Raw genomic sequence first — 12,748 nt, 5'->3', positions numbered from 1 at the left:
AATTCTCAAAAAAATCCTTGATTTAAAACCTCAAAAATGTATCTTTGTATCCCGAAATGAAGGGGTTACTTAACAGCACATTTGTTAACTACAGAAGTGATATCAAAATCACGCATGATCCATCGTTTTTCTCTTTTTTCACCATAATTTCTCATTTTTATACACACAATGACTAACTACACCAAGTTACCTGCAATCTTGTTATTGGCTGATGGCACCGTTTACTACGGAAAAGCTGCGGGAAAAATCGGCACAACGACCGGAGAAATCTGTTTCAACACAGGAATGACTGGATATCAGGAAATTTTTACTGACCCTTCTTACTTCGGACAGATCATGGTTACCACCAATGCACATATTGGGAATTATGGAATCCACAGAGAAGAAATTGAGTCTGACAGCATCAAAATCGCTGGTCTGGTTTGTAAAAACTACAGCGTCGGATATAGCCGTAAAGAAGCATCAGAGTCAATTCAGGACTATTTTCAAGATGAAAATATTGTAGGGATTTCAGATATTGACACACGTGCTTTAGTACGTCACATCAGAAATAAAGGTGCAATGAACGGTATCATCTCTTCAGAGATCACTGATCTTGAAGAATTGAAAGCTAAATTAGCAGCAGTTCCATCTATGGACGGTCTGGAATTATCTTCTCAGGTATCTACTAAAGAACCTTATTTCTATGGCAACCCTGATGCAACTTATAAAATTGCGGCATTAGACCTTGGAATTAAAAAGAATATCCTTCGCAACTTCGACGAAAGAGACATTTACATTCAGGTATTCCCGGCTAAAACCAGCTTCGAAGAAATGAATAAATGGGGTGCTGACGGATACTTTATCTCTAATGGTCCTGGTGATCCATCGGCTATGCCTTATGCAATTGAAACTGTAAAACAAATTCTTGCTGCCGACAAACCAATGTTCGGTATCTGTTTAGGTCACCAGTTATTAGCAGAAGCTAATGGTATTGGTACCATGAAAATGTTTAACGGACACAGAGGATTAAACCACCCGGTTAAAAACATCATCAAAAACCACTGCGAAGTAACTTCTCAGAACCATGGTTTCGGTGTGATTGCCGAAGACGTTAAAAAATCTGATAAAGTAGAGATTACTCACCTTAACCTGAACGACCAGAGTATCGAAGGTATTCGCGTAATCGGTAAAAAAGCATTCTCTGTACAATACCACCCGGAGTCTTCTCCAGGTCCACATGACTCCCGTTACTTATTTGATGATTTCATTGAAATGATCAAAGGCGAATTGGCCTGGTAATTAGGGACAATTCTCTTTAAAACATCATTTTACCGTTATATTCGAAGGTTTAGCAGGATTAGGTTTTCTATTCTTCTAAACCTTCTTACATTTATAGTATGGACAACACCAATGCCATCATTAGTGTGAAGAACCTCGTAAAAAAATACGACGACTTTACCGCAGTACAAGGCATCAGCTTCGATGTGTATGAAAACGAAATATTTGGACTTTTAGGTCCGAATGGAGCCGGAAAAACCACCACTTTAGAAATCATAGAAACCCTTCGCGAGAAAACTTCAGGAGAAATCCTGGTAGATGGTTATGATGTAGATAAAGATGCCAGTAAGATCAAAAGAATCATTGGTGTACAATTGCAGGCTGCCGGATACTATCCGAATTTAAACCTGGTGGAGTTGATGGAATTGTTCTCCGGTCTTTATGGCGTAGACATCAATCCGATGGAAATGCTGGAAAAAGTAAACCTGCAAGACAAGGCGAAAGCCAAATATAAAGCGCTTTCCGGTGGACAAAAACAACGTTTTTCCATTGCTACAACCCTGATCAATGCGCCAAAAATCATTTTCCTGGATGAGCCTACTACCGGTTTAGATCCACAGGCCAGACGTAACCTTTGGGACCTGATCATTGAGATCAGAAAGAATGGGACTACCGTAGTGCTCACCACCCACTATATGGACGAAGCGGAGCAGCTTTGCGACCGTGTTGCCTTCGTAGAACGAGGAGAGATCATTGCAGTAGACACGCCAGACAACCTGATAGACCAGCTGATCAGCACCGGTTTTGAAAGAAAAAAAGAAGTTAAAAAAGCCAATCTGGAGGATGTTTTCATCCAGTTAACCGGCAAAGAATGGCGCGAGGACAATTAATAGAAACAAATGAGCAAACCTTACAATCATACTAAAGCTACCATGGCACTTGCGAAAGCAAGTTTTCGTTCAATCATGCGTAGCCCATCGGCCGTAGTGTTTACACTGGCCTTCCCACTGGTCTTTATCCTTGTTTTTGGATTTCTAGGCAAAGGGGGATTAAAAGTAGAACTGGCTGTTGCGCCAGGCTCCGATCTTCACAATCCAATCATCGTAGCACTGGAAGAAAATCCGGTAGTACACCTGGTTAGAGACAAAGATGCCGGAGAAATAAAAAACGGACTGGAGAAAGGAAATATTGATGGGCTCATCAATGTTCAAAAGAATACAGCAGAAAAGCCGGCTTACAAAGCCAAAGTAGAATATACATCCGCTTCTGTGGATAAAGGGAATGTCCTGAAATCGGTGATCCATAACCTGATGTACAACTTAAATTCTAAAGATGTGATGCCTACTGTGGCAGAACTGAATGAAAGTACTGTTCAAGGTCGTATCTACCGCACCATCGATTTTATCTTACCCGGACAGCTTGGGTTCTCCCTGCTGAGTACGGGCGTATTCGGAACGGCATTTGTCTTTTTCAATTTACGTCAGACTCTGGTGATTAAGCGTTTCTTTGCCACACCGGTGAGGAAATCCAGCATTGTTTTCGGAGAAGGAATTGCCAGAATTGGCTTTGCCTTACTGGGTGCCGTGTTTATTATCCTGATTGGTCATTTCTTTTTCCATTTCACATTGGTTCATGGTGCAATTACCGTGATCAATATGTTATTACTGGCCATAATCGGTCTAATCGTATTTATGGGTTTTGGATTTGTCGTTTCTGGTATTGCTAAAAGCGAAAGTACCATCCCCCCTATTTCCAATATTATCACCTTGCCGCAATTCTTATTGTCGGGCACATTTTTCTCTATCGATGCCTTCCCTTCCTGGTTACAACCAATTAGCAGAGCATTACCGCTGACTTATCTAAACGATGCGATGAGAAAAGTTGCTTTTGAAGGTGCCGGATTATGGGATGTGAAACACCAGATCATGATCATGATCATATGGGGTATCTGTATTTATGCAGTAGCCGTCAAAGTATTCAAATGGGAATAACCGGTTTTTAACCGGGGAATAAGCGATTTTCGAATCTTCTCAAAATCAACTTATACAAAGCGTTCTTCCGAAAGGGAGAACGCTTTTTTGTTAACAACATTTCTGTAATAAACAGACTTCAAACAGCGCAGATTACAGCGGAATCCTGCAGAGAATCATTAAAAAAAACGCGGTATCCCCTAAAAAGCACCTTGATTTTGGCTAAAAAATTGCGCTGAATTATATAAAAAACAAAATTATAGCAAACTAAGGATCAGCATTATAACATATAATATCAGCATTAGGAATATTAAAAATATACTGGTAAATTTCAGTATAAATACCATCAAACTAAACCTATAGAAAAATGAAAAAACTTGCTGCTGAATTTATTGGGACCTTTTGGCTGGTTCTTGGCGGTTGCGGAAGCGCCGTACTAGCCTGTAACTACCCTGGTGCCGGCATCGGCTTTCTGGGTGTTGCCCTCGCCTTTGGCCTAACGGTGGTCACGATGGCCTATGCCGTAGGACACATCTCCGGCGCGCATTTCAACCCTGCTGTATCTGTCGGATTATGGATGGGCGGTCGTTTTGATGGCAAAGACCTCGTTCCCTACATCGTTTCCCAGGTTTTAGGCGGGACTTTAGCCGCTGCCGTCCTTTATGTGATCGCCACTGGCAATGGCAGCGAAATTGGTAGTTTTGCCTCCAACGGTTACGGGGAGCACTCTCCCGGAAAGTACAGCATGACCGCAGCATTAGTCACAGAAGTGGTGATGACCTTCATCTTTTTACTCGTTATTCTGGGTGCTACCGACGAAAGAGCACCTAAAGGCTTTGCCGGTTTAGCCATCGGTTTGAGCTTAACGCTCATCCACCTGATTAGCATTCCAGTCACCAATACTTCTGTAAATCCAGCCAGAAGCACCAGTCAGGCGTTATTTGCTGGTGGAGAAGCCATGGGCCAGTTATGGTTGTTCTGGGTAGCCCCAATTGCTGGCGCAATTCTCGCCGGATTAGTTTACAAAGCTATTTTTGCCAGTAAACCATAGACAAAACCTTTTTTAAACCACTATAAACTAATTATATACGATTTAAAAAGCCGTAATTAAATTAATTACGGCTTTTTTGTGTTTAATTTTTAACTTTGGATATCGCCATAGTAATTGTATGATTTACACTAAGGCTGACTAACAAAATAAAATCCAATAAAAATGAGTTTAATAATTGATGTTCATGCCCGCCAAATCCTTGATTCAAGAGGAAACCCTACTATTGAAGTAGATGTAATGACAGAAAATGGCGTTCTTGGTCGTGCTGCTGTACCTTCTGGTGCTTCAACAGGTATGCATGAAGCTGTAGAGCTTCGTGATAACGACAAGTCTGTATACTTAGGTAAAGGTGTTTTGAAGGCCGTTGCTAATGTAAATGATAAAATTGCTGATGAATTAAGAGGTGTTGATGTATTTGAACAAAATGCAATTGACAACTTAATGATCAAACTTGACGGAACAGACAACAAAGCAAACTTAGGCGCAAATGCGATTTTAGGTGTTTCTTTAGCAGTAGCTAAAGCAGCAGCTCAAGAGAGCCGTCAGCCTTTATACCGTTATATCGGTGGTGTAAATGCGAACATTTTACCTATCCCGATGATGAACATCGTGAATGGTGGTTCTCACTCTGATGCTCCTATCGCTTTCCAGGAATTCATGATCATGCCAGTTGGTGCATCATCTTTCTCTGAAGCATTGAGATGGGGAACAGAAGTTTTCCATAACTTAAAAGCAATCTTACATAGCCGTGGTCTTTCTACTGCTGTAGGTGATGAAGGTGGTTTTGCACCAACATTCGACAGCACAGAAGATGCAGTTGAAACGATTATCCAGGCGATTGAGAAAGCTGGTTACAAAGCAGGAGAGCAAATCTTCTTAGCATTTGACTGTGCAGCGTCTGAGTTCTTCGTGAACGGTAAATATGACTATACTAAATTTGAAGGTGAAAAAGGTGCGATCCGTACAAGTGCTGAGCAAGCAGAATACCTTGCACAGTTAACGGAAAAATACCCTATTATCTCTATTGAAGATGGTATGGATGAGAATGACTGGGATGGATGGAAAATGTTAACAGACAGAGTTGGCGACAAAGTTCAGTTGGTTGGTGATGATTTGTTCGTAACTAATGTAACTCGTTTACAAGATGGTATTGACAAGAAAACTGCAAACTCTATCTTAGTAAAAGTTAACCAGATCGGTACTTTAACAGAAACTATCAATGCAGTTAGCCTGGCACAAACCAATGGTTATACTTCTGTAATGTCTCATAGAAGCGGAGAAACTGAAGATACTACGATTGCAGATTTAGCAGTAGCTTTAAACTGTGGTCAGATCAAAACAGGTTCTGCTTCACGTTCAGACAGGATAGCAAAATACAACCAATTGTTACGTATTGAAGAAGAATTAGGTTCTGCAGCACGTTTCATTGGTAAAGATTTCAAATATTTGAAAAAATAATCTGAGTAGGGTGCTTTAAACGAAGTGCCTTAAGCAGAACAATAAGAGCGCGTAACAAAATAAAATCCTTTTCGTCCTCAAATCTTTTGAAGGAAAGATTTGTAGGTTCTCAAATGACATTTATTTTGTTTGCCTGTAAAAAAAGAAAACATCCGGAGCGTTAAACCTTCGGATGTTTTTTTTTGGATTGCGCTTTTACCTTGATTTTTAAGCGTAAATATTTTCATATGAACATATTTTCATATGAACATATTTTCATAGGTTTATACTTTTATATGTTTATATATTTGTAGCATGGAACGTTTGCTGGAACTTATACGTAATAAATACTTTCTGTCTGTCGCAGCTTTCATAGTGTGGATGCTGTTTTTTGACAGGAATGACATGGTATCTCAATACGAATTCCGTTCTGAGGTGCACAAACTTCAGGAGGAAAAGGATTTCTATGAAAAGGAAACGGCGCAGGTGAAGAAAGACCTGAGTGAGCTGAGTACTAATCTGAACATGGCAGAGAAATTTGCACGCGAGAAATACTTCATGAAAAAAGACAATGAGGATGTTTTCGTCATTGTAAAGGAAGCCCCTAAAGACTAATAGCCGACCTAAAAATCAATAACCGAATTTAGGTAACGTGAGTCTGTATTTAACCACCACTACCCTCAATACAAAGATAAAGGCGATCACAGTGATGTTTGCCATATCATCTTCCATCTTATAATGTTTGAGTCCAAAATAGAGGGAACCACCCAGAATACAGGCAGTGGCATAGATCTCCTTCCGGAAGATCAATGGGATCGTGTTTAAGAACGTATCTCTAAGCACCCCACCAAAGCACCCGGTAATTGTCCCTAATGCGATACAGATACCCGGACTGAGCCCGAAAGCAATTCCTTTCTGAATACCCAGCATCGTAAATAAGCCCAAACCGAGGGAGTCAAAGAGGAAAAGCGTAATTTTAAGTTTCTTGATGTGTGTTTTAAAGAAGATGGTAGCCAGTGAAGTGGCCAGAATCAGCAGGCAGTAATTTACATCGCGCATCCAGGCTACCGGAGTATCCCCGAGCAGCATATCCCTTACGGTACCGCCACCAATGGAAGTCACAAATGCGATGATCAGCACGCCAAATGGATCGAGCCTTCTTTGCATAGCTGCAAAAGAGCCTGAGATTGCAAAGGCAACCGTACCCAATACCTCAATGGTTTCCATTGTACCAATCTGCATATGTTGTGGGAATTAAATTTCGCCGTTTCTCTTTCTGAAAAACCACTCCAAGCTAAGCAATAAGATGATCATCGCAAACAACCATTTAAAATTTATCAGCTCTTCGTATTTCAGGTCTTCATAACTCAGGGTTTTGATACTTTCATTCTTTTCAATATCCTCCTGAATTTTCAACAGATTTGCCGGCATATATAGTTTACCATTGGTCTGTAAGGCCATATTATGGAGTAACTGGTGATTGGCAATAGTTTGCTGGTATTCCGCAATCATCGCATTGACAAAAAAAGCCCCCTTTGCCTGGTATTTTTTATCTCCCAACGTGGTACTGGCAGTATAGGTATAATTTCCGGCAGGTAGCATTCCCGCATCCAGCTGATAGGTCGCTGCTGTTCTTGAAAACAAGAAATTGTACAGTTTTCCGGCTTCATTTTTTAGTTGCAGACTTACATCAGGTGTATTTACCGCCACATAACTATCATTATAAAGCACCGCATTGATCAATACGTTTTCATTTTCCTCAAAGGTATTTTTCGAAGGCACAACCTTGAACTTACGTTTATCATCCTTTACTGCAAGATATTGTACCGTTTTAGAGATCAGGTCATTCAATACCGGATTGCTCAGTCCATCTTTTGCTTCCGATAATTTCCAGCGCCATAACCCCTCTCCGATCAGATAACCTGACTTACGACCGTTATCATTCACAAAAAACAATTGCGGAGCATCAGTTTTAATCTTTCCAATCCGCTGTTTCAGGGCTACAAAACCAGCACCATTAACCAGCACCTTTCCGAAAGGAGCCAGTAAAGGATCAAAATCATTAATGATTTTAACTGCAGCAGGATCAATATCAAAGGTGGTAAAATCGGTATTCACCATAGGAAAAGCTTCCTGAATAGTACTGTTCGCTCCGTTAATACTAACCAGTTTTTGCAGTGCATTAAACCTGCTAATATCCGTCTGTGCACCAACAACATACCATACCGGTACATTTACCTGAGCCAACTTGCCCATAAAGGCTGCCCCGGTACGCTGCATATCCGGCAATTGATATACTATCAGCAAACCATAATCATTCAGATTCAGCGCATTCAGATCCTCCCCTGTTACGACCTTTAAATCATAATTCTTATTGGTACTCAACGCCTGTTTAATGACCGAAATATCCGGGTGCGGTCCTCCGGCAGCAATTAACACCTTCTGACGGGCATCAATCACCTCTATAAAAACATGCTGTGTATTGTTCTTCTCAGAAACCTCATTGGCCAGCGGAACCAATTGCACTGTATATTTTTGAAGGCCCAGCGTTTTGGCCTTTAATTTCACTGGAATGGTCGCTGCAAAAGCATTGCTATTAACCGGCACTGCCTGTTCAGCTACCTGCTTCCCATTTTCAAATACTTTCAATTTTGCCTGCCCGCCTTTACTTTCAAAAGCCTCCAGCTGCACCTCAATCGTAAAGTCATTGTTCAGGTAAACCAGATTATTGTGATTTACATTGGCCAGCCTCAAATCGCGCTTAGGGATGGTATCTCCCAATGCAATGGTATATACAGGTGCCTTTAATCTGTTTAAATCATAGAGTGGACTCCCACCACGGTTAAATATGCCGTCTGAGGCCATAATAACTGCGCCGACGTTTCTATTCAGGTACTCGTCATTTAAGCGGTTAAACAGCGCCGTAGCATTACTCAGCTTGCCCTGATTCGAAAAATCAAAGCCTGTCTCTATACTATCACTAAAATGATAAACTTTTAATTCATACTTCGCGGAAAGCTGATCCCTTAATTTCTGCAAATCTGCTTCATATTGTCGCTTGTTAAAACCAGCTGGCTGTACATGTCCGACAGACAGTGAATTGTCCTGGGCAATAATAATTACCGGTTTCTCCAGCTGATAACTTAAATTCTTTACCAACGGAAAAAACAGCAGACCAGCAATCACTGCAACCACAAACGCCCGCAATGAAGCTAAAAATAACCGGAGCTTAGGCTCCAGATGTGCCATTTTACGATAAGCAACGTAAGCAAAAAGCAATCCCAACAGCAGACAGCCGATCAAAGTCAATATTGTATAAAAATTAAAGGAATTGCCCATAAGTACATGGCTAAGATGCTAAATTTTAAAAAATAAAATCAAATTATTTCCATAAAACCAGCGGGAAGCAGAATGGCACAAAAACAGAGCCTGAAACAGCTAATAAAATCAGCGCCATTCTGGTTTTTCGCGCATAAAAAAGGAGTATCTGTGTGAAGGCATAGGAATTTTGCCCCTTCAGGCAAAGGTTCCAGCCAGAACACAGATACTCCTTTTGAAAAGCTCTTCTTCTAAAGCGGTTACTTTAAAACGAAATAAACGCTTTAAAGATTATCTTACAACATACCTCCGCAAACCGACAATACCTGCCCGGTCACATAAGCACTCATATCAGAAGCTAAAAACACGCAAACATTTGCAACATCTTCCGGCTCACCTGCTCTTTTCAAAGGAATTCCTTCTTCCCATCCTTTTACTACTTTCGGATCTAACACATCTGTCATTTCCGTACGGATAAAACCTGGTGCGACCACATTCGTACGAATGTTACGAGAACCCAGTTCTTTTGCTAAAGACTTAGAAAAACCGATGATACCTGCTTTAGAAGCGGCATAGTTCGCTTGTCCTGCATTTCCCTGAACCCCTACTACTGAACTCATATTGATGATGGAACCTTTACGGGCTTTCATCATTACTTTAGAAGCAGCTTTAGAAATGTTAAATACAGATTTAAGGTTCACATTGATTACATCGTCCCAGTTTTCTTCGCTCATACGCATTAGTAAACCATCTTTAGTAATCCCTGCATTGTTCACAACGATATCCAGTGTACCGAAATCGGCAACGATGTCATTGATCAATTGATCTGCCTGATCGAATTTCGAAGCATCTGAGCGGTAACCTTTAACTTTGGTACCGAAGCTTTGCAGCTCTTGCTCTAATGCCTCACCTTTTTCAACGGAAGACAGGTAAGTAAAAGCAACGTTTGCACCTTGCTCCGCAAATTTCTCCGCAATCTTACGGCCGATTCCTTTTGAAGCACCGGTGATCAATGCTGTTTTTCCTTCTAATAATTTCATTATAAATATGTTTGGTTAATATTTTGTTCTTAATAAATCAGCCTTTAAACTGCTGGTTCCTGCTGACTCAGGCAATGGAAGCTACCTAATCCCCAGATGATATCTGTTGAATCGATGCCTACTACCTTTCTATCCGGGAAAACATCCTGAATAATTTTCAAAGCCTTCTCATCATTCACATCTCTGAAAGTAGGAACGATTACTGCTGCATTGGCAATGTAAAAGTTGGCATAAGAAGCTGGTAAACGAGTGTCTTCATGAATTACAGGCGAAGGCATCGGCAATTTCACGATGTTTAACGGTCTGCCATCCAATAAACGCATCGCTTTCAGCGCTTCCAGGTTTTCCTGTAAAAGAATGTAGTTTTCATCCAGCGGATTGCTTTCTACCGCCGTAAGTACGGTATCTTCATTTACAAAACGGGTAATATCGTCGATATGACCATCGGTATCATCACCAACAATGCCGTCACCTAACCAAAGGATCTGCTCAGCACCGTAGAACTCCATTAAATATTCTTCTATCTGTTCCTTTGTCAAATGAGGGTTTCTGTTCTCATTTAATAAGCAGGCTGTAGTGGTTAAAATCGTACCGGCACCATTAAATTCTACCGAACCACCTTCCATAACAATTTCAGGAAGGTAAAGTGGCAAGTCATAATGTTGCGCAATTTTAGTTGGAACCACATCATCCAGATCGAATGGCGGGTATTTACCTCCCCAGGCATTATAGCCCCAATCCACGATCACTTTTTTATCTTTTGCAGCATTCAATAAAAACGCCGGACCATGATCTCTGCACCAGGCATCATTGGTCGGGTTCCTAAAAAACTCCACCTGACTTAAATCAGCGCCTACTTTTTCAAGTTCTGCGATGGCAAAAGCTTTAGTTTCTTCATCATTGATGTTGATTCTTACCTTTTCGCCTGTGGCTACAATTTTGATGAATTCGCAATAAGGACCGTAAATGGTTTCCAGTTTACCCGGCCATGATTCTTCCTTATGTGGCCAGCTCAACCATGTTGCTTCGTGTTTTGCCCATTCGGCAGGGAAACTGTATCCTGCTTTTTTGGGACTATTATTAAATAGATTCGTCATCTATATATCTTTTGGTGATTTGTGAATAACTATCGATACGTCTGTCGCGTAAAAACGGCCAGTGCGTTCTGTAGTTGTCAGATTTTGACAAGTCAAGTTCAACAACTTTCAACTCTTCCTTACTATGGTCTGCCTGATACAACAGCGTTCCGAAAGGATTGGATACGAATGATCCACCCCAGAATGCAACGCCGGCTTCTTCTCCAACGCGGTTGATGCTCACTACGGGAATACCGTTTGCGATTGCATGGGAGCGTTGAATCGTTTGCCATGCATTATATTGTTCTACATTGGTCGCCTCATCCTGAGTGGTTGCCCATCCGATAGCGGTAGGATATACCAAAAAGTCTGCGCCCATTAACGCAGTTAAGCGGGCAGCTTCCGGATACCACTGATCCCAGCAGATCAATACCCCGATTTTTGCGAATTTAGTGTTGAATACTTTATAACCTAAATCACCAGGGGTGAAATAGAACTTCTCATAAAATCCAGGATCATCCGGAATGTGCATTTTGCGATATTTACCCAGGTAGGCACCATCTGCGTCTAATACGGCAGTGGTATTATGGTAAAGGCCTGCTGCTCTTTTCTCAAATAAAGAAGCTATGATCACTACATTTAACTCTGCTGCTACTTTCGACAGCACATCTGTTGATGGGCCGGGAATAGTTTCAGCAAGTTTAAAGTTCTCATAATTCTCTTCATCGCAGAAATACAATGAAGTAAATAATTCCTGTAGACACACGACCTGTGCGCCCATAGCGGCGATTTCTCTGATCTTAACGATCGCCTTATCTAGATTCTCTTGTTTATTACCGGTACAACTCATCTGCACCAATCCAACCTGTACTTTAGCCATTCTATGAAATTTTGTGATACAAAGTTAACAGAAAATAATTTCTGCTCTAATTGTTATTTGAAAGATGTGTGGACAATTCAATTAAGCAGATACGATCTCCTTATATTCCTGTTGAAGTTCGAATAAACATTTGGCGCAAAGACAGCTTTCATACTGTTCGCTGATGTATTGCACTTCATTCAGGTTCAATTGTACCACGCTACACTGACATTTTGTGTAGGAGTTGGCCTTACACTCTATAGGTGTACCGCAACGCTCGCATGGAATTATTTCGTGTTTGGCCATTATTTCACAAAGATACGAGATCGTAGATTAAGGTGTGTAAACGTTAATAAATATGACAAATGACTTATTTAGAGGCCTAAAGCATGTGGATAACCCTGTGAATAACCTGTGGGAAACGCGTTAGTAACCTGTTAGCAAGCGGTGGAGAAGCTGTTTGTAAGCTACACCACTGCTGTTGGAAACCTGTGGGCAACTTTTTATCTTCGTGGATAAGTCGGCCAAAGCTGTGGGAAACGCGTGGATAACTGAAAGCGTAGCGACCGATCCCTGCTTTGTTTTATGTGGATAACCCTGTGTAAAACCTGTTGGTAAGCTGTGGGTAACACGTTAGGAACCTGTTGGAAATTGACCAGAAAACGTGGAGAATAGTGGATAATGGCTGTTCAATTGTGTAAAACAATGGCCCAACCTGTGGACAAGCTGTGTAGAAC

At 41.1% G+C, this 12,748-nt stretch carries 12 protein-coding genes; 6 read left to right on the top strand and 6 right to left on the bottom strand.

The annotated features are described in order from the left end of the window. Positions 1-168: 168 nt before the first annotated feature. The 6 genes from carA (at position 169) to OQX61_RS05925 (ending at position 6,333) form a co-directional block, all read left to right on the top strand. Positions 169-1,281: a glutamine-hydrolyzing carbamoyl-phosphate synthase small subunit gene (carA, locus tag OQX61_RS05950; RefSeq protein WP_265840739.1), complete on the top strand. Its 1,113-nt coding sequence runs from the start codon at positions 169-171 to the stop codon at positions 1,279-1,281. Positions 1,282-1,379: 98 nt separating this feature from the next. Continuing rightward, the gene (locus tag OQX61_RS05945) at positions 1,380-2,150 is read left to right on the top strand and encodes an ABC transporter ATP-binding protein (RefSeq protein ID WP_265840738.1); all 771 of its coding nucleotides are present in this window, start codon (positions 1,380-1,382) and stop codon (positions 2,148-2,150) included. Between the two features lie 9 nt (positions 2,151-2,159). Continuing rightward, positions 2,160-3,251, top strand: a complete 1,092-nt coding sequence (locus tag OQX61_RS05940; RefSeq protein WP_265840737.1) for an ABC transporter permease — start codon at positions 2,160-2,162, stop codon at positions 3,249-3,251. Positions 3,252-3,597: 346 nt separating this feature from the next. Continuing rightward, positions 3,598-4,281: an aquaporin Z gene (gene aqpZ, locus OQX61_RS05935; RefSeq protein WP_265840736.1), complete on the top strand. Its 684-nt coding sequence runs from the start codon at positions 3,598-3,600 to the stop codon at positions 4,279-4,281. 162 nt (positions 4,282-4,443) lie between these two features. Beyond that, positions 4,444-5,739, top strand: coding sequence for a phosphopyruvate hydratase (gene eno, locus OQX61_RS05930; protein WP_265840735.1), 1,296 nt, complete (start codon positions 4,444-4,446; stop codon positions 5,737-5,739). A gap of 294 nt (positions 5,740-6,033) precedes the next feature. Next, entirely contained in the window at positions 6,034-6,333 is a 300-nt protein-coding gene (locus OQX61_RS05925; protein WP_265840734.1) for a septum formation initiator family protein, read from the top strand. A gap of 15 nt (positions 6,334-6,348) precedes the next feature. On the opposite strand, the gene OQX61_RS05920 is transcribed toward OQX61_RS05925, so the two are convergent. From OQX61_RS05920 to OQX61_RS05895, 6 genes are all read right to left on the bottom strand, one after another. Beyond that, entirely contained in the window at positions 6,349-6,960 is a 612-nt protein-coding gene (locus OQX61_RS05920; protein WP_265840733.1) for a trimeric intracellular cation channel family protein, read from the bottom strand. A gap of 12 nt (positions 6,961-6,972) precedes the next feature. Further along, positions 6,973-9,057 carry a hypothetical protein gene (locus OQX61_RS05915; protein ID WP_265840732.1) on the bottom strand — a complete coding sequence of 695 codons (2,085 nt, stop codon included), beginning with the start codon at positions 9,055-9,057 and terminating at the stop codon, positions 6,973-6,975. A gap of 275 nt (positions 9,058-9,332) precedes the next feature. Next, positions 9,333-10,076 carry a 3-oxoacyl-[acyl-carrier-protein] reductase gene (gene fabG, locus OQX61_RS05910; RefSeq protein WP_182957196.1) on the bottom strand — a complete coding sequence of 248 codons (744 nt, stop codon included), beginning with the start codon at positions 10,074-10,076 and terminating at the stop codon, positions 9,333-9,335. Between the two features lie 44 nt (positions 10,077-10,120). Next, positions 10,121-11,173, bottom strand: coding sequence for an agmatine deiminase family protein (locus tag OQX61_RS05905; RefSeq protein WP_265840731.1), 1,053 nt, complete (start codon positions 11,171-11,173; stop codon positions 10,121-10,123). After that, positions 11,157-12,032: a carbon-nitrogen hydrolase gene (locus tag OQX61_RS05900; protein ID WP_265840730.1), complete on the bottom strand. Its 876-nt coding sequence runs from the start codon at positions 12,030-12,032 to the stop codon at positions 11,157-11,159. The genes OQX61_RS05905 and OQX61_RS05900 overlap by 17 nt, the downstream gene beginning before the upstream one ends. A gap of 81 nt (positions 12,033-12,113) precedes the next feature. After that, positions 12,114-12,317, bottom strand: a complete 204-nt coding sequence (locus OQX61_RS05895) for a cysteine-rich CWC family protein (protein ID WP_265840729.1) — start codon at positions 12,315-12,317, stop codon at positions 12,114-12,116. Between the last annotated feature and the right edge of the window lie 431 nt (positions 12,318-12,748).

The organism is Pedobacter sp. PLR, assembly GCF_026239675.1.
Lineage (GTDB): Bacteria > Bacteroidota > Bacteroidia > Sphingobacteriales > Sphingobacteriaceae > Pedobacter.
This window is presented reverse-complemented; position numbering and strand designations above follow the sequence as displayed.